The 20577-nt window shown below is 70.6% G+C and carries 21 protein-coding genes; 9 read left to right on the forward strand and 12 right to left on the reverse strand.

Annotation, left to right across the window (positions count from 1 at the left end; genetic code table 11):
- Positions 1-25: 25 nt before the first annotated feature.
- Complete coding sequence (locus tag GSE44_RS19130; RefSeq protein ID WP_235924953.1) at positions 26-337, reverse strand: DUF2312 domain-containing protein; 312 nt, start codon at positions 335-337, stop codon at positions 26-28.
- Positions 338-732: 395 nt separating this feature from the next.
- Between GSE44_RS19130 and GSE44_RS19135 the strand changes: the two genes are divergently transcribed.
- Complete coding sequence (locus GSE44_RS19135; RefSeq protein WP_159350435.1) at positions 733-993, forward strand: hypothetical protein; 261 nt, start codon at positions 733-735, stop codon at positions 991-993.
- Between the two features lie 13 nt (positions 994-1006).
- Here the strand turns inward: GSE44_RS19135 and GSE44_RS19140 are convergent, their stop codons facing one another.
- The 5 genes from GSE44_RS19140 to GSE44_RS19160 all read right to left on the reverse strand — a co-directional run bounded on the left by GSE44_RS19140 (position 1007) and on the right by GSE44_RS19160 (position 4753).
- Complete coding sequence (locus tag GSE44_RS19140; protein ID WP_159350436.1) at positions 1007-1684, reverse strand: EI24 domain-containing protein; 678 nt, start codon at positions 1682-1684, stop codon at positions 1007-1009.
- A gap of 6 nt (positions 1685-1690) precedes the next feature.
- The gene (locus tag GSE44_RS19145; RefSeq protein WP_235924955.1) at positions 1691-2008 is read right to left on the reverse strand and encodes a DUF1244 domain-containing protein; all 318 of its coding nucleotides are present in this window, start codon (positions 2006-2008) and stop codon (positions 1691-1693) included.
- 78 nt (positions 2009-2086) lie between these two features.
- Positions 2087-2539: a GFA family protein gene (locus GSE44_RS19150; protein ID WP_159350437.1), complete on the reverse strand. Its 453-nt coding sequence runs from the start codon at positions 2537-2539 to the stop codon at positions 2087-2089.
- Positions 2540-2648: 109 nt separating this feature from the next.
- A complete protein-coding gene (locus tag GSE44_RS19155; protein WP_159350438.1) occupies positions 2649-3626 on the reverse strand; it encodes a tripartite tricarboxylate transporter substrate-binding protein in 978 nt (325 codons plus the stop codon).
- A gap of 38 nt (positions 3627-3664) precedes the next feature.
- A complete protein-coding gene (locus GSE44_RS19160; RefSeq protein WP_159350439.1) occupies positions 3665-4753 on the reverse strand; it encodes a tartrate dehydrogenase in 1089 nt (362 codons plus the stop codon).
- A gap of 59 nt (positions 4754-4812) precedes the next feature.
- Between GSE44_RS19160 and GSE44_RS19165 the strand changes: the two genes are divergently transcribed.
- The 5 genes from GSE44_RS19165 to GSE44_RS19185 all read left to right on the forward strand — a co-directional run bounded on the left by GSE44_RS19165 (position 4813) and on the right by GSE44_RS19185 (position 9918).
- Positions 4813-5529 carry a GntR family transcriptional regulator gene (locus tag GSE44_RS19165; RefSeq protein WP_201306139.1) on the forward strand — a complete coding sequence of 239 codons (717 nt, stop codon included), beginning with the start codon at positions 4813-4815 and terminating at the stop codon, positions 5527-5529.
- 127 nt (positions 5530-5656) lie between these two features.
- A complete protein-coding gene (locus GSE44_RS19170) occupies positions 5657-6934 on the forward strand; it encodes a glycerate kinase type-2 family protein (protein WP_159350440.1) in 1278 nt (425 codons plus the stop codon).
- A 257-nt stretch (positions 6935-7191) separates the two neighbouring features.
- Entirely contained in the window at positions 7192-8625 is a 1434-nt protein-coding gene (gene pyk / locus GSE44_RS19175) for a pyruvate kinase (protein ID WP_159350472.1), read from the forward strand.
- A gap of 121 nt (positions 8626-8746) precedes the next feature.
- Entirely contained in the window at positions 8747-9142 is a 396-nt protein-coding gene (locus GSE44_RS19180; RefSeq protein WP_159350441.1) for a hypothetical protein, read from the forward strand.
- Positions 9139-9918 carry a hypothetical protein gene (locus tag GSE44_RS19185; RefSeq protein ID WP_159350442.1) on the forward strand — a complete coding sequence of 260 codons (780 nt, stop codon included), beginning with the start codon at positions 9139-9141 and terminating at the stop codon, positions 9916-9918. The genes GSE44_RS19180 and GSE44_RS19185 overlap by 4 nt, the downstream gene beginning before the upstream one ends.
- Positions 9919-10042: 124 nt before the next feature.
- Here the strand turns inward: GSE44_RS19185 and GSE44_RS19190 are convergent, their stop codons facing one another.
- Together GSE44_RS19190 and glcF are read right to left on the reverse strand one after the other, a co-directional pair.
- Complete coding sequence (locus GSE44_RS19190; protein ID WP_159350443.1) at positions 10043-10675, reverse strand: tetratricopeptide repeat protein; 633 nt, start codon at positions 10673-10675, stop codon at positions 10043-10045.
- Positions 10672-12042, reverse strand: a complete 1371-nt coding sequence (gene glcF, locus GSE44_RS19195; RefSeq protein ID WP_159350444.1) for a glycolate oxidase subunit GlcF — start codon at positions 12040-12042, stop codon at positions 10672-10674. Before glcF ends, GSE44_RS19190 begins: the two co-directional genes overlap by 4 nt.
- A gap of 119 nt (positions 12043-12161) precedes the next feature.
- Between glcF and GSE44_RS19200 the strand changes: the two genes are divergently transcribed.
- Complete coding sequence (locus GSE44_RS19200; protein WP_159350445.1) at positions 12162-12380, forward strand: hypothetical protein; 219 nt, start codon at positions 12162-12164, stop codon at positions 12378-12380.
- A gap of 45 nt (positions 12381-12425) precedes the next feature.
- On the opposite strand, the gene GSE44_RS19205 is transcribed toward GSE44_RS19200, so the two are convergent.
- Complete coding sequence (locus GSE44_RS19205; protein ID WP_159350446.1) at positions 12426-13715, reverse strand: adenylosuccinate synthase; 1290 nt, start codon at positions 13713-13715, stop codon at positions 12426-12428.
- 4 nt (positions 13716-13719) lie between these two features.
- Positions 13720-14862: an ATP phosphoribosyltransferase regulatory subunit gene (locus GSE44_RS19210; protein ID WP_159350447.1), complete on the reverse strand. Its 1143-nt coding sequence runs from the start codon at positions 14860-14862 to the stop codon at positions 13720-13722.
- A 100-nt stretch (positions 14863-14962) separates the two neighbouring features.
- Between GSE44_RS19210 and GSE44_RS19215 the strand changes: the two genes are divergently transcribed.
- Entirely contained in the window at positions 14963-15571 is a 609-nt protein-coding gene (locus tag GSE44_RS19215) for a hypothetical protein (protein ID WP_159350448.1), read from the forward strand.
- Between the two features lie 60 nt (positions 15572-15631).
- The gene (locus GSE44_RS19220; protein ID WP_159350449.1) at positions 15632-17752 is read left to right on the forward strand and encodes a tetratricopeptide repeat protein; all 2121 of its coding nucleotides are present in this window, start codon (positions 15632-15634) and stop codon (positions 17750-17752) included.
- A 1-nt stretch (position 17753) separates the two neighbouring features.
- Here GSE44_RS19220 and GSE44_RS19225 read toward each other — a convergent pair whose 3' ends face one another.
- Positions 17754-19187: an MFS transporter gene (locus GSE44_RS19225; protein WP_159350450.1), complete on the reverse strand. Its 1434-nt coding sequence runs from the start codon at positions 19185-19187 to the stop codon at positions 17754-17756.
- A 74-nt stretch (positions 19188-19261) separates the two neighbouring features.
- Entirely contained in the window at positions 19262-20470 is a 1209-nt protein-coding gene (locus tag GSE44_RS19230; RefSeq protein WP_159350451.1) for a phosphoserine transaminase, read from the reverse strand.
- Between the last annotated feature and the right edge of the window lie 107 nt (positions 20471-20577).

A 20577-nucleotide genomic window follows, 5' to 3' on the forward strand; every position in this document is an offset into this window, starting at 1 on the left:
CCGGCCTCGGCCAGGGCTCTTCACCTCACATGCCGAGGGCGCGGCGGTAGAGGTCGAGCAGCGTCTCCTGCTCCTCCACCTCGGCCGGCTCCTGCTTGCGGATGCGGATGATCTGGCGGATCACCTTCACCTCGAAGCCCGCGGATTTCGCTTCCGCGAAGATGTCCTTGATGTCGTCGGCGAGAGCCTTGCGCTCTTCCTCCAGACGCTCCACCCGTTCAATAATCGAGCGGAGTCGATCCGCCGCGATACCGCCAACGTCGGGATCCGGATCGGCCTCCTGCCTCGCGCGGCTCTCCGCTGCCTCATCCGTGATGTCGAAGGGTACGTCAGACATATGACTCTCGATTGTTCTGCTCGGGATTGAGGGGGCGGATCGGGGAGGCGGCGAGTGTACGTCCAGAGACGATCCGTGTCTCAGAGGTCGCCGCGAAAAATGCCGATTTCCTGTAGGCCGTTGTATTCAGAGGGCAAGTTCCAGCCGAGCCGCGTGGGGGACACTGGCGGTCGCGGCCAGCGCGATACCGCCGATATCGGTGTCCTGCTCCTGAACCTCCCCCTGGATTTCAGTCTCGGCCATGGTCGCACCCCCACGCGAAGGGGCGGGTCTTACCCGCCTGCCCTCCCCGCCTCAATGGGGTCCTGTTGGACCGCCATGCCGATGTGGCCCGGAAAAGGGGCGACGTAGCTCCATGATCGATGGATCATGCCGCCGCCGCAACGGAGAGGGGTATGCACACGCTCACAATCATCATGGCTGGACTGGTGCTTCTCGGCCTGTTCCTCGTCGGCGGCTACCTGTCCAATGGCGCGGTGAGCACGGCGGCACGGATCTTCATCCCGGTCTGGCTGGTCGCGTCCCTCGTCAACCTTTGGATCGGCGTCAGCAGTGCGGGCTACAGCGTGCAGGAGGAGTTGCCGATCCTGCTCGTCGTCTTCGGCACCCCGGCGGCCTGCGCCGCCGCGGTGGCTTGGCGCGTCGGCCGGGGTTGAGGCTGGCCAGGCGCTATCGCACCGGCCCGTCGGCCCCGCGATGCAGCAAATGCGTCATCGCTGCCGTTCCCAGCACCGGCACAAGCAGGTTGACGAATGGCACCAGCGCCATGGCAGCCAGTATCGCCCCCAAGGTGAAGACGGAGAATTCCCGCCGCTTGCGAAGGACCCGCGCCTCGGCGACCGACATGCGCCGCTGCGCCACACCCTCGAACAGCCCGTGGCCCAGGGAAATGGCAGCCAGGAACCACAGCAGCACGCCGCCCACCAGCGGCAGCAGCAGCGCCACCGGCAGCAGCACGAGGTTCAGCCCCAGCACCTTCAGCGCCAGGGTGATGTTGAACACGCCCTGCGCCGCCAGCGAGGCCCCGCGCGGCGCCGGTAGGCCGGGATAGTGCCGTGCCTCCACCGCCGCCGCCGTCTCGTCCAGGAACAGCCCGGCGATCGCCAGGGCGAAGGGCACGAAGAGCCAGAAGGCAGCGAAAAGCCCTGCGACGCCGCCCAGCACCCCGGCCGCCGCCGCCAGCCAGCCGGTTCCGCCCGCTAGCGAAACCACCGCCCAGTCAGCGAGGGCAATCAGCACGCCGAGTGCCAGGACCGCACCCAGCACGCCTTTCAGCAATGGGCCGCGGAAGCCCCGGTCGAAGACCTGGTCGAAGGGCATGACCAGGCTCGCGATCACCGCCGACACCCGCGCTCAGTGCCCCGGATTGTTCACGGCGAAGGCCGCCTTCTGCTCCGGCGTCGCCTCGCGCTGGTTCTTCGCCTGCCATTCCTTGTACGGCATGCCGTAGATGATCTCGCGTGCCTGCGCATCGGGCAGCGCGATGCCCTGCGCCTCCGCGGCCTCGCGGTACCAGCGGCTGAGGCAGTTCCGGCAGAAGCCGGCCAGGTTCATCATGTCGATGTTCTGCACGTCACTGCGCTCGCGCAGATGCTGCACCAGGCGGCGGAAAGCCGCTGCCTCCAACTCCGTGCGGGTCTTGTCGTCGATGTCGCCCATGGGCTCCGTCATCAGATCGTCCTCACCTCGTGGCGAAGATGGGGGCAGCGGAGCGGCCGCGCCATCCCCCCGCCCCGCCACCAATGGCCGTCAGTCCTGGCCGCTCCCATCGGCTCCGGCGAGCCCCTCCTCGCGGGTGCCCGGATAGGCCGGCAGGCCATCCGCGAAGCGCATCCATGGCAGCCGGCGCGCGGTGCGCGTGTGGTCCGCGGGCGGCACGCGCCCGGGTTCGTCCAGGCTGGCCGTCGTCACGTCGATCTCGCCTGGAAGGTCATGCGCCTGGAAGGTGAGCGAGGCTCCGCAATCGGCACAAAACCCCCGCTCCGCCCGGGCGCTGGAGGCGTAGAGGCGCATCTCGCCCGCAATGACGCGGAACCCATCCCGCTCCACGCTGAACCAGGCGACGCAGGGCGCGCCGGCCACGCGCCGGCAATCGGCGCAATGGCAGATCGTCGGGTTGAAGGTCCGGCCCCCCGCCTCGTAGCGGACCTTTCCACAATGGCATCTCCCTGCCAGAGGGGATTCCGAAGCCGTGTCTTCCATCGCCGTCGCCCTCCCCGAAAGCCGGGAGACTGTCACCGCCCGGCCGGGTGAAGAACCCTACAACTGCGGCGCGCTTGCCGGGGAGTGCCGGCTGCTCCCCATGCGAGGCTCAGTCCGCGTAGACGCCCGCGGACTGGATGATCGGCCGCCACCGCGCCACTTCCGCTGTCAGGTGCCGCCGATGCGCGGCCGGCGTCGCCTGCTCTGCCGAGGCAACCTCCGTCACCAGATCAGCGAAGCGCGCCCGCAGCCGCTCCTCGCGCAGCGCGGCGCGGATGGCGGTGGCGAGCCGCTCCTGCACCGCCTCCGGCGTGCCCGCCGGCGCATAGACGCCGTGCCAGGTGCTCATCGAGATGCCAGGCGCGCCGGCCTCGGCCGTGGTGGGCAGGTTCAGCCCCTCCACTCGCCGGTCCAGCGTCACCGCATAGGCCTTGATGCGATTGTCTCGGATGAAGGGCGCAGTGTTGGTCGCTTGGTCGCAGAACACGTCGATGCGCCCGGCCATCATCTCCTGAAGCGCCGGGGCCGAGCCGCGGAAGACGACGGTGGTGAGGGGCGTGCCCGCCGCCTGCTGCACCAACATGCCGCAGAGCTGGTTCGCGCCGCCCAGGCCGGAATGCGCGAGGTTGAGCTTGTCGCCCTGCGCCTTCAGCGCGGCGATGAAGCTCGGTAGGTCCGTTGCCGGAAAGTCGGGCCGCGCGACGATCGTCATGGCCGCATCGGAAACCAGCCCCAGCGGCGCGAAGGAGGTCTCCACGTTGTAAGGAAGCTGGCGATAGAGCGTGGCTGCCGTTGCATGGCCGATATGGTGCACCAACAGCGAATAGCCATCCGGCCGCGCCTGCGCCACGCGGGCGGCCGCGATGGTGCCGCCCGCGCCGGTGATGTTCTCCACCACGACCGGCTGGCCGAGATCCTTCGCCATCCCCTCGGCCACGAGCCGCGCGATTACATCGGTCGGCCCGCCCGCCGCGAAGGGCACGGTGACGGTGATCGGCCGGTTCGGGAATTGCTGCGCCAGCGCGGGCGCCGCCAGCGGGGCGAGAACGGAGGCCGCGAGAATCGCGCGGCGGAACAGCTTGCTCATGGAAATTTCCTCCTTTGTTGATTCACTCTGGCACAGGATCAGGCTGGCGCATTGGCGCCTTCGATCGCGGCGATCACAGCCCGGGTCACCGTCTCGGTATCCGCGGTGCCGCCCAGATCGGCCGTGAACACGCCATCGGCGCACACGCGCTCCACCGCCGCCATCAGCGCCTTGGCCGCGGCCGCCTCGCCGAGCTGCTCCAACATCATCGCGCCGGTCCAGAAGGTCGCGACCGGATTGGCGATGCCCTTGCCCATGATGTCGAAGGCCGATCCATGGATCGGCTCGAACATGGAGGGTGCGCGGCGGGAGGGATCGAGATTGGCCGTCGGCGCCACGCCGAGCGAACCCGCGACCGCCCCGGCGAGGTCCGACAGGATGTCGGCATGCAGGTTGGTCGCGACCACCGTGTCGATGCTGGCCGGCTTGCGCACCATGCGCGCGGCCATCGCATCCACCAGCTCCTTCTCCCAGGTCACGTCGGGATAGTTCTTCGCGATCTCGGCCGCGATGTCGTCCCACATCACCATCCCGTGGCGCTGCGCGTTGGACTTGGTCACCACGGTCAGCAGCTTGCGCGGACGGCTGCGGGCGATGTCGAAGGCGACCCGCATGATCCGCTCCACGCCGGCGCGGGTGAAGATGGAAGTCTCGGTCGCCACCTCCTCGGGGTGTCCGCGATGGGCGCGGCCGCCATGACCGGCATATTCGCCCTCCGAGTTCTCGCGCACGATCACCCAGTCGATATCACCCGGCTCCACCGAGCGCAGCGGGCTGGTCAAGCCTGGCAGCACGCGCGTCGGGCGGATGTTCGCGTATTGGTCGAAGCCCTGGCAGATCTTCAGGCGCAGGCCCCAGAGGGTGACGCTGTCGGGAAGGTTCGGATCGCCCACGGCGCCGAAATAGATCGCGTCGAATTTGCGCAGCGTCTCCAGCCCGTCCTCGGGCATCATCTCGCCCTTCTCGCGGTAGTAATCGCTGCCCCAGGGCAGGGTCTCGACATCGAGGCTGAAGCCGCCGTTGCGCTGAGCCAGCGCCTCCAGCACCCGAAGCCCGGCGGGAATGACTTCCTTGCCGATCCCGTCGGCGGGGATGGCGGCGATACGGTGGATGCGCTTGGCGGGCATGGTCAATGAATGATCCCTGTCTGGAGAGAGGCCTGTTGGAAAACCGGGCGGCGGCTGGCATGGCAGTGCCGATGAAGGATGACCGCACCGGCCAGCCCCCCGCCCCTGCCGCGCCCCGCGCGAGCCTGGGCGAATCCGCCTATCGCGCGCTCCGCGCGCAGATCCTGGAAATGACCCTGCCCCCCGGCCATCAGGCGACGGAGGGCGACCTGGCGGCGCAACTCGGCATGAGCCGCACGCCGGTGCATGAGGCGGTGCTGCGCCTGCAGGCGGAAGGCTTCCTGGAGGTCCAGCCGCGGCGCGGCATCCGTGTCCTGCCGATCGATCCCACCGGCATGGCCGAAACCTATGAGGTGCTGATTGCCCTTGAGGGCGCCGCCGCCGCCCGCCTCGCCACCAAGCGGGACGAAGCCGCCATCGACACCATGGCCCGTGCCACCGAGGCGATGCGCGAGGCACTGGCGCGCGGCGACCGCCATGCCTGGGCCGCGGCGGACGACCGTTTCCACCGGACCCTCGTGCAGAATTGCGGAAATGCCCGGCTGGCACGCATGGCGCAGGAAGCGGCCGATCTGGCACAGCGCGCCCGCCTCGCCACCGCGGCGCTCCGTCCGGAGCCCGCGGGCTCGGCCGAGGAGCACGCCCGCATCCTTGACGCCCTGCGGCTGGGCGATGCCGAGGCCGCCCGGGCTGCCCTCTCGGCGCACCGGCAGCGTGCGAGCGCGGAGATCCTCCGCACCCTTTCCCTGCCCCTCATGCGCCTCGGCGGCCATTGAGCCCATGGACCATTTCCTCACCGGCCCCGTTCTTCCATACCACCATCCATGCCACAAGCCCGGATGCGGTCGGCCGGGCTTGCTCCCGTGCCGCCCTCGGTGATGATGCGCGCGGCAGGAGGCCGAAATGGACTGGGACGATGCGACCGCCCGCGCGGCTCTGCGCCGGATGTTCGATGCAGCCGTGCGCAGCGCCGACCCGCGCGCCATGCTCGCCCCCCACCTGCCCGGGCGTCCGGCGGGCCGGGTGGTGGTCGTCGGGGCGGGTAAATCGGCTGCGGTGATGGCTGCGGCGCTTGAAGACGCCTGGCCAGACGTGCCGATGACGGGCCTTGTCGTCACCCGCTACGGCCATGCGGTTACCACGGCCCACATCGAGGTGGTTGAGGCCTCCCACCCCGTCCCCGATGCCGCGGGCGAATCGGCCGCAGCCCGCATCCTGGCGCTGGTCCAGGGGCTGACCGCGGATGACCTTGTCCTTGCCCTGATCTCCGGAGGCGGCTCCGCGCTGATGCCTCTGGCGGCCCCGGGGCTCACCTTGGCGGACAAGCAGGCGGTGAATCGCGCGTTGCTGGCCTGCGGCGCCACGATCAACGAGATGAACGTGGTCCGCCGGCATCTTTCGGCGATCAAGGGCGGCCGCCTTGCTGCCGCAGCGCACCCGGCGCGGATGGTCACGCTGGCCATTTCGGACGTGCCGGGCGACGATCCCGCCGCCATCGCCTCCGGCCCCACCGTGCCGGACCCCAGCAGCTTCGCCGATGCCCGCGCCATCGTCGCCCGCTACGGCATCGCCCTGCCCGATGTCGTTCGCGCCCACCTGGAGGCGGCTGCGGAGGAAACGCCGAAGCCCGGCGACCCACGCCTGGCCCGGGCCGAGTACCGGATGATCGCGACGCCGCTGATGTCCCTGGAAGCGGCGGCGGCAGAGGCCCGTGCACTCGGCCTCAACCCGATCATTCTCGGCGACGCTCTGGAGGGAGAGGCGCGCGAGGCCGGCACCCTCCTTGCCGGCATTGCTCGCTCCGTGGCCGCACATGGGCAGCCCATCGCCTCACCGGCCGTCCTGCTGTCTGGCGGCGAGACTACCGTCACCCTGGGCGGTGCGAAGGGGGCTGGCGGCCGGAATGGTGAATGCCTGCTCGGGCTTGCCGCCGCCCTGGCGGGCCACTCGGGCATTTGGGCCCTGATGGCCGACACGGACGGGATCGACGGCTCGGAGGACAATGCCGGGGCGGTCGCTACGCCGGACACCCTCGCCCGCATCCGCGCGGCAGGTAGCGATCCGCTCGCTGCGCTTTCCGCCCATCGGAGCCACGACGTCTTCAAGACATTGGGAGACCTCGTGGTCACCGGCCCCACCCTGACCAATGTGAACGACTTCCGGGCAATTTTGGTGACTTAGCAAATGTAAGAAAACTGCCTCTCGCACCGGAAGCTTACCCGCACTAACTTCCTGCCATGCGCGACAAAGCTCTCGAAGACCTTCTCGCCCGACGCGGCGCCGTGACCCGGATTGCCACAGGACTGGGCATCTCTACCGCGGCCGTCTCCCAGTGGCGCCGCATCCCCCCGGAGCGGGTGGATGAGGTGGCGCGCATCATGGAGGTTTCGACGGAAACGCTCCTCCGCCCGGATTCTCTGCCCGCAGGAGCGCCCCGCTTGGCCAGCCGCATTCCCATCCGCCGCCGCCGCCGCACCAAGATGATCGCCACCCTTGGACCGGCCAGCTCCTCCCCCGAGGTGATCGAGCGGCTGTTCCGTGCCGGCGCGGACATCTTCCGCCTAAACTTCTCCCACGGGTCACATGAGGACCACGCCGCCCGGATCGCGACCATCCGTGAGATCGAACGCAAGACGGGCCGGCCGATCGGCATCCTCGCCGATGTCCAGGGCCCGAAGCTGCGCGTCGGCAAGTTCGCGGGCGGGCGCGTGCAGCTCCAGGCTGGCCAGACCTTCCGGCTGGACCTCTCCCCTGTCCCGGGCGACGTGCGCCGGGTCCAGCTGCCGCATCCCGAGATCATCGCCGCCGCCCGAATCGGCACCACGCTGCTGCTCGACGACGGCAAGCTCCGCCTTGGCGTCACCCGCCAGCGCGACGATCACCTGGAGACGGAAGTCCTCGTCGGCGGGCCGCTGTCGGACCGCAAGGGCGTGAACGTGCCCGACGTCGCCCTGCCCATCCCGGCACTGACCGAGAAGGACCGCGCCGACCTCGCATTCGTCCTCGATCAGGGCGTCGAGTTCATCGGCCTCTCCTTCGTGCAGCGGCCGGAGGACGTGGCTGAGGCCAAGGCCATCGCCGACGGGCGCGCCTGGATCATGGTGAAGATGGAGAAGCCCCAGGCCGTCGAGCACATGGAAGGCATCCTCGACCTCGCGGATGCGGTGATGGTCGCGCGCGGCGATCTCGGCGTGGAATGCCCGCCCGAGGAGGTGCCGCTGATCCAGAAGCGCATCATCCGCGCCGCCCGCAGCCGCGGCCTGCCGGTGGTGGTGGCGACGCAGATGCTGGAGAGCATGATCAGCGCCCCGACGCCGACGCGCGCCGAAGCATCGGACGTCGCGACGGCCGTCTTCGACGGCGCCGATGCCGTCATGCTTTCGGCCGAGACTGCCGCGGGGCAATATCCCTTCGAGGCGGTGAACATCATGGACCGCATCGTCGCCCGCACAGAGCAGGACCCGGGCTGGCGCGCCGCGACCGACGCCGCCCGCCCCGACCCGCGCCACACTTCCTCCGACGCCATCGCCGCCGCCGCGCGCCAGGTCGCCAGCACGATCGACGCAGAAGCCATTGCCGCCTTCACCGCCACCGGCAGCACCGCCCTGCGCGTGGCTCGCGAGCGCCCCGCCGCCCCGATCATCGGCCTGACTTCGAGCGAGCGCACCGCCCGCCGCCTCGCCCTTGTCTGGGGTGTGCATCCAGTGCTGAGCAAGGAGCCGGCAAGCATGTCGGACACGGTGGCCAAGGCCGTTCGGTCCGCCGTCACCGAGGGCTTCGCCGTGGTCGGGGACGAGGTGGTGGTGGTCGCCGGCATACCCTTCGGCAAGGCCGGGACGACAAACGCGCTGCGCGTGGCGATCGTCGAGTAGGCGGCATCGCCGCCGGGCTGGGTTCGGTCCATATTGGACGGGGCACGACCCCGGCGGCCATCCAGGCCCCCGGCGCTCGCGCCCGTGCCGTGCAACGGCTCTCCAGCCCGGAACGAGGATGATGATGAAGCGTATCGCGATGGCCATGCTGGTGGCGGGCCTGGCCAGCTTCGCTGCTCCGGCCCAGGCCCAGCGCAACGGGCTCTATGACGTGGCCGGCGTGAACCCGGACGGCTCGCCTTATAGCGGCCAGCTGCGCATCCAGCAGGTCGGCCTCGCTTCCTGGCGCGTCGCCTGGCAGGTCGGGGATGTCCGCTACGAGGGCTACGGCATGTCGGCCGGCCCGGTCTTCTCGATTGGCTTCACCTTCGGCGAGCGCCCGGGCATCGCGATCTATCAGGTGGGCCCGGATGGCGGCATGACCGGCCAGTGGACCCTCATCGGCAGCAGCGCCATCGGCACCGAGACGCTCACCCCGCAGCAATCGCCGCCTACGGCCGCCGCTCCGGCCCGTTGAGCAATCCGGTAGCCGCCAGGCCGGGCGGCTCGGTTCCCCTCATCCCGCCGCCATTCCACGGCCCATTCCGGCGCCACGCGCTGCTCCCGGCCGCCCTGGCGACCATCGCCTGGGCGGCGCTGTTGCTGCCGTCCTGGGGGATGGACCCTATGGCTCTGGCGCCAGGAGGCGTGCTCTGCCACCTTGGGGCCTGGCTCGCCCTCTCGCGGGTAACGCCACTTCGGGCAGCCCTGGCCTTCGTTGGCCTCCTGCTCCTGTTCGCACCGCTGCCCATCATCCTGATCCCGGCAGGGCTGCTGCTCGCCGCCCTGGCCCTCCCGCTCGGCGCCATGGCCAACTCTCTCGGCCTGCAGCCCTGGTCGGCCGGCACGCTGCTCCTTGCCCTGATCGCGGCAGGAGCGTCGGCACTGGGCGGGGCCGTGCTGGGATGGGCCGCGGTCCGGCTGCGGGGCTGGGCGGAGCGCATCCGGCCGGCCAGCGAGAGGGCGGGCTTGGCAGGCGGCGCCATCGCGGGTTTGGCCGCCCTGCCGACGGCCCTGCTTCCTCTCGTTCTCGATGCCGGAACGGTCATTCCAGCCGCTGCCGCGCTACTGGCGGCAGGCTTCGTGCCCTTCCTCCTGCTGACCTCGCGGGCTGAGGACCGGCTTCCCTCCTCCCGGCGCGTGGCGGTGTTGTTCCTGCTGGCCGCTCTTCTAGCGATGCCGGCCCTGTTCCCGGCCGCCGCACCATGGGACGCCCCCGAGAACCTCGTCCCGGCACCCGGCCTCAGGGTCTGAACCGTCTCCCCCCGTCCGGAAGACCCGCCAGAGCCCGACGGCCAGCATGAACGCCGGCGGGCCGCCTGCCGGGAAGCCGCGCTCCGCAGGCGGCGCAATCAGGGTGGGTAGGAGGCCGCCAGCCTCAGGTGGCGTCGCCCAATGCCCGGCGCCGCAACTCGCGCCGCTTCTGCGCCCCCCCGGACAGGCGCGGATGGATGCGCAGCGCGGCGTCGAGGCTGCGCAGCGCGCCCGCGAAGTCCCCCGCATCCTCCTGCAGGTCCGAAAGGGCCAGCAGCGCGCCGAAATGCCGCGGCTCCAGCCGCAGCGCCTCCCGAAGATCCGCCGCCGCTGCCCGGCGGTCGCCCGACGCGGCCAGGGCCTGGGCCCGCAGCACCCAGGATTCGGGAAAGTCCGGCTGCAGCGTGATCGCGGCATCCAGGTCCTCCACCGCTTCGCCAACCGCGTTCGCAGCCAAGTTCTGTAGCCCCTTCCGCAGCAGCAGCCCGACGGTGGGCGTGCCGCCCTCGGCCCAGAGCGCCTGGATACGCGCCTGGATGGGCGCCGCTGCTGCCTCGTCCGGCGCCTGGGCCAGTGCATCGAGCAGCTGGTTCAGCTCTTCCCGCCGCTGGGTTCCGGCGCCCGGTCGGGGGACGGCCATGGCTGGGGGTGGAATCGCCGGTCCCACAGCTGGTCCGCCCGGAAGCGGCAGAACCTGCGCCGAAGCCATCCCGGAAAGCAGGAGGAGCGACCCGCCGATTGCCGATATGTGCTTCATCCAGGGGTTCCTTTCCGCCCGCGGCCGGCCTCAGCCGACCAGGGCCTCTTGCCGCGCCGCGCCGCCATCACCGCGGCCGGGGCCGGGCCGCCCGCCATCCAGTCCAGCAGCTCCACCATATGGGCCACCGGCAGGCCGCCGCCGCCGAGCTGCGTCAGGCAGCCGATATTCCCCGAGGCGACGAGATCCGCCCCCGTCCGCTGGAGGAAGTCCAGCTTGCGCTCGCGGAGCTGCCCGGCGATCTCCGGCTGGAGGATGTTGTAGGTGCCCGCGCTGCCGCAGCAGATATGCGCCTCCTGCGGCACCCGCACCTCGAAGCCCGCCTTCTCCAGCAGGTGTTTCGGCACGGCGGTGATCTGCTGGCCGTGCTGCAGGCTGCAGGCCGCGTGATAGGCGACGGCGATCCCTGGCGTTTCTCGGCTCGGCGCGTAGCCGAACTGCGCCAGCACCTCGGACACGTCCTTTGCCAGCCCCGATACGCATGCCGCCCGCTCCCGCAGGGCCGGTTCAGCCTCGCGGAACATGTGCCCGTAATCCTTCACCGTCGTGCCGCAGCCCGAGGCATTGATCACGATCGCGTCCAGCCCTTCGCCCTCCGCCTCCGCAGCCCAGGCCTCGATGTTGCGGCGGGCCTGGGCGTGGGAATCATCCTGCCGCCCCATATGGTGCGTCAGCGCGCCGCAGCATCCCTGGCGGGCGGTCACGATCACCTCGATCCCCATGCGGGTCAGCAGCCGGATCGTCGCCTCGTTGATGGACGGCGCCAGCACCGTCTGGGCACAGCCCGTCAGCAGCGCCACGCGGCCCCGGCGCTGGCCTTCCGCCGGGTGCACCGCGGCCCGCGCGGACTCGCCGGGCGGGGGCAGCGCTGAAGGCGCAAGGTCCAGCATCGCCCGCAGCCGCTTCGCCGTCATCGAGGTGCCGCCGATCAGCCCCCGCAGCGGCCGCGCCGCCCGCGCCCCGGCCAGGGCCGCCCGGAACAGCGCCGGCCGTGGCAGCACCGCCGCCAGCACACCGCGCAGCACCCGTTCCATGAAGGGACGCTTGTAGGTCTCCTCGATATGATGCCGGGCGTGGTCGACCAGGTGCATGTAGTGCACCCCGCTCGGGCAGGTCGTCATGCAGGAAAGGCAGGAAAGGCAGCGGTCCACATGCCGCACCTCCTCCTCCGAGGCCGCGCGGCCGGATTCCAGCATGTCCTTGATGAGGTAGATGCGCCCGCGCGGGCTATCCAGCTCATCCCCGAGCAGCAGGAAGGTCGGGCAGGTGGCGGTGCAGAAGCCGCAATGCACGCAGGTACGCAGGATACGGTTCGACTCCCGCATCTCCGGATCGGCGAGCTGCGCCTGCGTGAATTCGGTCCGCATCCCATCCCCTCGTTCTATCCAGGGCAACCATACGCCCCCGGCACCGTTGGTCCAGAAGAAGAACAGACCCAGCCCGCAGCCTCGTCCGGCCGGCTGATTATAGGGGTACTGGAGGCCGCATGCCCACGCTTCCCAACCGTCTCGCGCGGCCTTTGTCGGCGGATGCCTCGCGCCTCGGCGCCAAGGAAGCCGAGCGGCAGGCCAGCCTTCTTGCCGTGCCCGGGCGGGTCACCACAGGCTTTCCCGGCGATGGCGGGCGTCCCATCCTGCCCGGCGGCGGCCCCGCCCGTTCCAGCGCACGGCGCTCGCCTTTTCTCTGGTGGCGGGCTGACCAGTAGTCGCCAGGGCCCGCCTCCGGCACGGAGGCAGGCCCGGCGGGCGCCTCAGCCGGCGAAGGGATCGCTCACCGTGATGGTGTCGTCGCGCTCCGGGCTCGTGGAGAGCAGCGTCACCGGCGCCTCCACCAGCTCCTCGATCCGGCGGACATATTTGATCGCCTGCGCCGGAAGTGCGGCCCAGGAGCGCGCCCCGCGGGTGCTGCCCGACCAGCCCTCGATCGTCTCGTAGACCGGCTTCGCCGCCGCCTGCGCCGCCATGGCCGCCGGAAGCCGCTTCACCAGCTCACCATTGATCTCATAACCGGTGCAGATCTTCAGTTCCGGCAGGCCGTCCAGCACGTCGAGCTTGGTCAGCACCAGCCCCTGCACGCCACCAACCTTCACCGCCTGGCGCACGAGGCAGGCATCGAACCAGCCGCAGCGGCGCGGACGGCCGGTGACGGTGCCGAATTCATGCCCACGCTCGCCGAGCAGCTTGCCCGTGTCGTCGAACAGCTCCGTCGGGAAGGGGCCGGAGCCGACGCGGGTGGTGTAGGCCTTGGCGATGCCGAGGACGGTGCCGATCGCATGCGGCCCGATCCCCGCCCCTGCCGCCGCATTGCCCGCGACGGTGTTCGAGGAGGTGACGAAGGGATAGGTGCCGTGATCGACATCGAGCATTACGGCCTGCGCGCCCTCGAACATCACGCGCTTGCCGTCATGGCGCGCCTGGTCCAGCCGCTCCCACACCGCCTCGGCAAAGGGCAGCAGCTTCGGCGCCCAGCCGAGGATCTTCTCCAGCAGGTCCTGCTTCGCGAAGGTCTCCGCGCCCAGGCCCGCGAGCAGCGTGTTGTGGTGCAGCAGAAGCTCGTCGAGCTTGTGCGAGACGGTCTCCGGCTCGGCCAGGTCACAGAGGCGGATGGCGCGCCGCGCGACCTTGTCCTCATAGGCCGGGCCGATGCCGCGCCCGGTGGTGCCAATGGCGTTCTTGCCGCGCGCCATCTCGCGCGCCTTGTCGATGGCGGAGTGCAGCGGAAGGATGAGTGGCGTGTTCTCGGCGATCCGCAGGTTGTGCGGCCCGACCTCGAGCCCCTGCGCCTGCACCTTGGCGATCTCGCTCAGCAGCGCATCGGGATCGAGCACCACGCCATTGCCGATGATGCCCAGCTTCCCACGCACCACGCCGGAGGGCAGCAGCGACAGCTTGTAGGTCTGGTTGCCCACCACCAGCGTGTGGCCGGCGTTGTGGCCACCCTGGAAGCGGACGACGATGTCGGCGCGGCTGGCGAGCCAGTCCACCACCTTGCCCTTGCCCTCGTCGCCCCACTGGGCGCCGATGATGGCGACATTGGCCATGGAACTACTCCTCGGTCAGGGGCACGGCATTCGCGCCGCGCAATTCATGCGTGCAGCCCAGGCCGCGCGCGGTATCGGCCGCCGAGAGGGCGGCCACGGTTACATATCCGGCGCTACGCAGTACGGCGGCCGCGGCGGGATCATGCCCGGCCGGGAGGAAGACGCGATCCGGCGAGGCCGACAACGGCGCCGCCCGCAACGCGGCATCCGGATAGAGGCTGAGCCCGGTCGCCGGCTCTTCCCCGCTCACATAGCGGCCGCCTCGCCCTAATTCGCCGGTGCGGCCTGGTCCGTAGAGGGTGAAGGCCACGCCGGTGTGGTAGCGGAAGCCGCGGAACTCCACCGGGTCCAGCGTGATGCGCAGCTCCGGCAGGCGGCGCCGGAGAGCGGCGATCACCTCCGCGGCATTATCGGCGATCCGGCGCGGGCCATCCGGTAGCGGCGCGGCGCGCAGGGCTTCCAGCGCCCGGTCGGTCGGCCCGGCGGCGGCCAGAAGCGCGGTGAGGAAGATGGCGGGCGGCCCGGCCAGCTCGGCCAGCCGCGCCACCTCGGCGGCATCCTTGCGGTCCAGCGCGCGGGCCAGGCGGGAGCGTGCCGTCCCTTCCAGCCCCGCCGCATCCAGGAGGGCGGGCGACATGGCCGGCAGGGTGATGTCCAGCGCCACATCGGCGATGCCCACGGCGGCCAGGGCCTCGACGCCGAGGGCGGCCGCCTCGGCATCCGCCTCGGCGCTGTCCACGCCGATCAGCTCCACCCCCAGCTGGGGCAGTTGCCGTTCGGGCGCGATTTGCGTACCGCGCACCCGCAACACCTGCCCCGCATAGGAAAGGCGCAGCGGCCGCGGCACGTCCCGCAGCCGCGTCGCGGCGATCCGCGCCACCTGCGGTGTGGTGTCGGCGCGAAGCCCCATCATCCGCTGGCTGACCGGGTCCATCAGCCGGAAGGTCTGGTCCGCCAGGGCGGCGCCCGATCCGGTCAGCAGCCCTTCCTCAAATTCCAGCAGCGGCGGCTTCACCCGCTCATAGCCATGGCTGGCGAAGACCGACATCATCGCCTCCACCAGGGCTGCCTCCCGCGCCGCCTCGGGCGGCAGAAGGTCGGACAGGCCGGCGGGCAGCAGGGCCGGGTTGGGCGGGTCGTCGGTCATGGGGGAGTGGAAGACGCTCGCGGTTTTTTCGCGGGGTGAATGGCAGCGGCAGCCCGATGCCGCAAGCCCGATCGGCCGGGGTCAGGGACCGGCCCGCGGCATGGCCCGCGCCGGGAAGGTGGCCGTGCCCTTGCCCACCCTCCCCCGCCTGACCATCCTGGCAGGCGGAGTGACCCGCCGCATGAAGCCTTCACCATTCGCCGTCGCCCTGCTTCTCCCGCTCGCGGCCTGCGGCGGCGGTGGGGTGCAAAGCGCCATCGGCCAGATCGGCGTCGCCGATCCACTGCGCATCGTGGCCCGCGTGGCCCCCTTCGAATTCGGGAACACGGAGCAGCTCAAGGGCCGGCCCGCCGAGGCGGCCGAGGCGGCAACGCGGATCGAAACCTTCGCCAATGCCGCCGAAACCGACCCGTACTGGACCCATCCCCAGAACGCGACCCTCCTGCCGCAACTCCAGATCGCCCGACGCGAGTTTCGCGCTGCGCTGGGCATCTCTCCGCGGGTCCCGAACGAGGTCGCGATGGTTTCGCTCGGTGAGGCCGCCCGGGCCCTCTATGCCTACAACACGCCGGCGGCCGAGGCCGCCCTCGCGCCGGTGGGTGGCGCCTCGGTCATGGCGCGCCTGTCCGACCTCCCCCGCCTGCCCCGGGTGGAGGAGGCATTTCAGGCCATGGCGATCGAGGCGAACCAGCCCAGGCTCGGCCGCTAACCGCCCCTTCACCTTTCGTCGCGCAGGATCCCCACGGCCAAGATGGCCGGAGGGAACGCCTTGCCCCAGCAGATCGCGCCAGCCCGCCAGGCGCCCTGGCCCGTCATGGCGCCGGCACCGGAAACGACGGAGGCGCTGACCGCCCGCGCCCTCGCGCTCCATCGCGCGGGCGAACTCGCGGCCGCCGAGCCTCTCTACCGCTCCGTGCTGGCCCGCCACCCGGCGCATTTTCCCGCTCTGCACCTGCTCGGCCTGCTCCGCGCCATGGCCGGGGACCCGGCGGGCGCCGTGCCCCTCCTGCGCCGGGCCATCGCGGTGGATCCGCGCCAGGGCTTCGTCCACAGCAATCTCGGCAATGCGCTGGTGGAGCTCGGCCATGCGGAGGAGGGCCTCGCCGCCTTCGATCAAGCCCTGGCCCTCGATCCCTCCCTGCCGGAGGCCCGTGTGGGCCGCGGCAATGCCCTGCACGCCCTGGGCCGCCATGCCGAATCCCTCGCCGCCCATGACTCGGCCCGCGCCATGGGCGCCGACATGCCGGAGCTGCACAACAACCGCGGCAATGCCCTTCGCGCCCTGAAGCGCCCCGAGGAGGCGCTCGCCGCCTGTGACGAGGCCATCGCCCGCCATCCCACCTACGCCGCCGCGCATGCGAATCGCGCGACCGCCCTGGCCGACCTGCAGCGGGACGTGGAGGCGCTGGCCAGCGTCGGGATCGCCCTGATGCTCCGCCTGGAGGATCCGGGCGCGCTGGTGACGCAGGGCATCATCCTGCGCGGTCTGAACCGCCCCGCGGAGGCGCTGGAAAGCTTTGACCGCGCCCTCGCCCTCTCGCCCCAACTCGCCGATGCCCATGCCAGCCGCACGGCCGCCCTCTGCGACCTCGGCCGCTACGACGATGCCCTGGCGAGCGCCGATGCCGCCCTCGCTCTTTCCGATTCAGCCGCGAACCACCGGAACCGCGCCGCCGCCCTGGCCCGGTTGGACCGCCATGCCGAGGCCGAAGCCGCCGACCGTGCCGCCCTTCGCACCGATCCGGCCTCGGGCGAAGCCTGGAATGGCCGGGGCATCGCCCTGATCGAGCTGGGACGCTTCGAGGAGGCGCTGGACTGCTTCGGCCGCGCCGCCGACCTCCATCCGGGTAACCGCAGCATCCCCTATAACCGGGGCAACGCCCTCCGCGGCCTTGGCCGCCACCGGGAGGCGATCGCAGCCTTCCGCGAGGCTTCCTCGATCGATTCAGGCTTCGCCGATGCCCATTGGAACGAGGCCCTCAGCCAGCTTGCGCTAGGCGAGTTGGAGGCGGGCTTCGCCGGCTACGAGTGGCGCTGGCGCCGCAAGGGGTGTCCGCCCCATCGCCACGCCACAAGCCCCCTCTGGCGTGGCGAGGAGATGGATGGCCGCGTGCTCCTCCTCCATGCCGAGCAGGGGCTGGGCGACACGATCCAGATGGCGCGCTACCTGCCCATGGTGGCCGCTCGTGGTGCCCGCGTGGTGCTGGAGGTGCAGCGCCCGCTGATCCCGCTGCTGGGCGGGCTCAACCGGTTCGCGGAGCTCATTGCAACCGATGACCCGGTGCCGCGGCACGATGCGCAATGCCCGCTGATGAGCCTGCCCCTGGCCCTCGGCACCACCCTCGCCAGCATTCCCGCCCCGGTTTCCTTCCCGGCGCTGGACCCGGCCCGAGTGGCGGCCTGGGACTGCTCCCTGCCCAGGGGGCGGCTGCGCCTGGGCATCGCCTGCTCCGGCAATCCCAACCATCTCGGCGATCGCCACCGCTCGATCCCGCTGGAGCGCTTCGCCCCGCTGCTCGGTGCGGGAGTGGACGGCTATCTGTTCCAGACGGAGCTTCGTACCGCCGACGAGCCCTTCCTCGCCGCCACGCCGGCCATCACCGATCTGCGTCCCCGGCTGACGGACTTCACCGAAACCGCCGCGGCCCTCCAGGCCATGGACATGATCGTTTGTGTGGATACCAGCCTCGCCCATCTGGCCGGAGCCCTCGGGCGGCCGGTCCATCTGCTGCTGCCCCCACTGCCCGACTGGCGCTGGATGCTCGATCGGCCGGACACGCCCTGGTACCCAGGCATGCGCCTGCACCGCCGTGCGCGGGAGGAGGACTGGGAGCAGGTCATTGCCCATGTTGCCGCGGTCGTCACCGCAGAAGCACAGCTGGCGGCGTAAGTCAGGCCTCCTTCGACTGTGATAGCGGCCGCGCCACATCCTCCAGCGAGCGGCCCTCGGCGGCGAAGCCGAGCTTCCACTCGGTTCCCGCCGCCACCAGCATCAGCGTGGCGCCCAGCAGGTAGCCCCACATGATGTCGGTGCGCTCGCCGCCCTCGATCAATGCGCCGAACAGTGTTGGCCCGACGACGCCGCCCACCAGCGTGCCGAAGGCGTAGAACAGGGCGATGCCCATGGCGCGCATCTCCAGCGGGAAGCTCTCGCCCACGGTCAGGTAAGCGGCGGAGGCGGCGGCGGAGGCGAAGAAGAAGATCACCGTCCAGGCCGCCGTCTGCTCCCAGGCCGAGAGCCAGCCTTGCGCGAAGGCGAAGCCGGTGGCGGCCATCAACACGCCCGCCAGCGCATAGGTAGCGGTAATCATCACTCGCCGCCCGATGGTGTCGAAGAAATGCCCCAACACCAGTGGACCGGCCAGGTTGCCCAGGGCGAAGGGCAGCATGAACCAGCCGATATGGGCCGAGGGGATGTCGTAGAAGCGTGTCAACACCAGTGCGTAGGTGAAGAACACCGCATTGTAGCAGAAGGCCTGGCAGGCCATCAGCACGATGCCAAGCAGGGCACGCTGTGGATAGGTGCGGACCAGCGTCGTCGCCACCTCGCCGAGGGTGGTGTGCGTGCGCGGATCGATGCGGATCGGCTTGCCCGTAATGGGCGGCAGCGGTCCCTTCTCCCGTGCCACCCGTTCCTCGATATCGCCGACGATCTTCTCGGCTTCCGCCTGGCGCCCATGCGTCATCAGCCAGCGCGGGCTTTCCGGAATCCAGCGCCGCAGGAACAGCACGGAGATCGACAATGCGCCGCCGACGCCGAAGGCGAGCCGCCAGCCCAGTTCCGGATCGATCACCACGGGATCCAGCAGCACGATCGACGAGGCCGCCCCTATGGCCGCCCCGCCCCAGAAGGTGCCGTTCACCGCAAGATCGGTGGTGCCCCGCCGCCGCGCCGGGATCAGCTCCTGGATCGCCGAGTTCACCGCCGAATACTCGCCCCCGATCCCCGCCCCGGTCAGGAAGCGGAAGATGGTGAAGGACCAGAAGTCCCAGGAGAAGCCGGTAGCGATGGTCGCCAGCAGATAGACCAGCACGGTGATGGTGAAGAGCTTCTTCCGCCCCAGCCGGTCGGTCAGCCAGCCGAAGAAGAGCGCGCCGGAAACCGCCCCGAGCAGATAGGCCGAGGCGGTAAGCCCCACCTCCGTCTCCGTCAGCCGCAGCCGCGGGCTGTCCCGGATGGCCCCGGCGAGGGAGCCGACCAGCGTGACCTCGAGCCCATCCAGGATCCAGGTCACGCCCAGGGCTATCACCACCAGCCAATGGAACCGGGACCAGGGCAGCCGGTCGAGCCGGTTCGGAATGTCGGTGGTGAAGCTGGCCGCCATGGTTCCCTTCCCGAAAGCACCGGGACGGGAACCGCTCTGCGGTCGGAAGGTTCCAGCCGCCTCCGACAGGGCGTTCAGCCCGGCGGGCTCGCCGCCTCATGCGACAGTTCGATCGCCAGTTCCGCGAAGGCCCAGTCGAGCCAGGGGAGCAGCGCGTGGATATCGGCGGTCTCGATCGTCGCCCCGCCCCAGATCCGAAGCCCCGGCGGCGCGTCGCGGTAGGAGGCGATGTCGAGCGCCACCCCTTCGGCCTCCAGAATCGCGGCCAGGCGCTTCGCCGCCTTTGCCTGCCCGGCCGCATCCATCGCGGTGAACCAGGGCACGGTGATCCGCAGGCAGATGGAGGTGCAGGAGCGCGTTCCCGCATCCTCCGCCAGGAATTCCGCCCAGCCGCTGGTTGCAACCCAGCCCGCCACTGCCGCCAGGTTCGCCTCGGAGCGGGCAATCAGCGCATCCAGCCCGCCGATGGATTCCGCCCAGCGCAACCCGTCCAGCGCATCCTCGACGGCCAGCATGGAGGGCGTGTTGATCGTGTCGCCCTGGAAGATGCCCTCGATCAGTTTTCCGCCCTTGGTCATGCGGAAGATCTTCGGCAGCGGCCGGCCCGATTCGAAGGATTCCAGCCGTGCCACGGCGCGCGGCGAGAGCGCCAGCATCCCATGCGCCGCCTCGCCCCCCAGCACCTTCTGCCAGGACCAGGTCACCACATCGAGCTTGTTCCAGGGCAGCCGCATGGCGAAGGCGGCCGAGGTGGCGTCGCAGATCGCGAGGCCGTCCCGCTCATCGGCGATGAAATCCGCATGCGGCAGGCGCACGCCGCTGGTCGTGCCGTTCCAGACGAAGACCGCGTCCCGCGAGGGATCCACCGGATCCAGCGCCGGGAGCTTGCCATAGGGCGCCTCGCGCAGCCGCACATCGGAAAGCTTCAGTTGGGTCGCGATATCCGTCGCCCATTCCTTTGAGAAGGATTCCCACACCAGCACATCGACGCCGCGAGGCCCCAGCGCAGACCAAAGCACCATCTCCACCGCGCCCGTGTCGGAGGCCGGAACCACGCCCAGCCGCCAATCTGCCGGCATGCCGAGAACCGCCTTGGAGCGCTCGATCACCTCGGCGATCCGCGCCTTCGGCTCCTTCGCGCGGTGGCTGCGGCCGAGCAGCGCGCCCTCCAGCGCAGCCAGTGACCAGCCCGGACGCTTGGCGCAGGGGCCGGATGAGAAGTGCGGATTCGCCGGGCGCGTGGCCGGCTTCGCCGCATCCAGGTCGTTCGTCACTGCGACCATGAAGTCCACCTCTCCGGAAACCCTGCCCCTCCGGAAGGGAGGCGGCCATGCACCGCCCGGCGGGACAGCGTCGCCGGAGGGCTAGCCCTCGCCTGCCGCCCTGGTCA

The sequence above is a fragment of the Muricoccus harenae genome, assembly GCF_009848505.1.
Taxonomy (GTDB): domain Bacteria; phylum Pseudomonadota; class Alphaproteobacteria; order Acetobacterales; family Acetobacteraceae; genus Roseomonas; species Roseomonas harenae.

Excerpts from the sequence above, each read along its gene's own strand:
- GSE44_RS19130 (WP_235924953.1), bottom strand. The coding sequence starts at position 337 with ATGTCTGACGTACCCTTCGACATCACGGATGAGGCAGCGGAGAGCCGC.
- GSE44_RS19135 (WP_159350435.1), top strand. The coding sequence starts at position 733 with ATGCACACGCTCACAATCATCATGGCTGGACTGGTGCTTCTCGGCCTG.
- GSE44_RS19145 (WP_235924955.1), bottom strand. The coding sequence starts at position 2,008 with ATGACGGAGCCCATGGGCGACATCGACGACAAGACCCGCACGGAGTTG.
- GSE44_RS19150 (WP_159350437.1), bottom strand. The coding sequence starts at position 2,539 with ATGGAAGACACGGCTTCGGAATCCCCTCTGGCAGGGAGATGCCATTGT.
- GSE44_RS19155 (WP_159350438.1), bottom strand. The coding sequence starts at position 3,626 with ATGAGCAAGCTGTTCCGCCGCGCGATTCTCGCGGCCTCCGTTCTCGCC.
- GSE44_RS19160 (WP_159350439.1), bottom strand. The coding sequence starts at position 4,753 with ATGCCCGCCAAGCGCATCCACCGTATCGCCGCCATCCCCGCCGACGGG.
- GSE44_RS19165 (WP_201306139.1), top strand. The coding sequence starts at position 4,813 with ATGGCAGTGCCGATGAAGGATGACCGCACCGGCCAGCCCCCCGCCCCT.
- GSE44_RS19170 (WP_159350440.1), top strand. The coding sequence starts at position 5,657 with ATGGACTGGGACGATGCGACCGCCCGCGCGGCTCTGCGCCGGATGTTC.
- GSE44_RS19180 (WP_159350441.1), top strand. The coding sequence starts at position 8,747 with ATGATGAAGCGTATCGCGATGGCCATGCTGGTGGCGGGCCTGGCCAGC.
- GSE44_RS19190 (WP_159350443.1), bottom strand. The coding sequence starts at position 10,675 with ATGAAGCACATATCGGCAATCGGCGGGTCGCTCCTCCTGCTTTCCGGG.
- glcF (WP_159350444.1), bottom strand. The coding sequence starts at position 12,042 with ATGCGGACCGAATTCACGCAGGCGCAGCTCGCCGATCCGGAGATGCGG.
- GSE44_RS19200 (WP_159350445.1), top strand. The coding sequence starts at position 12,162 with ATGCCCACGCTTCCCAACCGTCTCGCGCGGCCTTTGTCGGCGGATGCC.
- GSE44_RS19205 (WP_159350446.1), bottom strand. The coding sequence starts at position 13,715 with ATGGCCAATGTCGCCATCATCGGCGCCCAGTGGGGCGACGAGGGCAAG.
- GSE44_RS19210 (WP_159350447.1), bottom strand. The coding sequence starts at position 14,862 with ATGACCGACGACCCGCCCAACCCGGCCCTGCTGCCCGCCGGCCTGTCC.
- GSE44_RS19215 (WP_159350448.1), top strand. The coding sequence starts at position 14,963 with ATGGCCCGCGCCGGGAAGGTGGCCGTGCCCTTGCCCACCCTCCCCCGC.
- GSE44_RS19225 (WP_159350450.1), bottom strand. The coding sequence starts at position 19,187 with ATGGCGGCCAGCTTCACCACCGACATTCCGAACCGGCTCGACCGGCTG.
- GSE44_RS19230 (WP_159350451.1), bottom strand. The coding sequence starts at position 20,470 with ATGGTCGCAGTGACGAACGACCTGGATGCGGCGAAGCCGGCCACGCGC.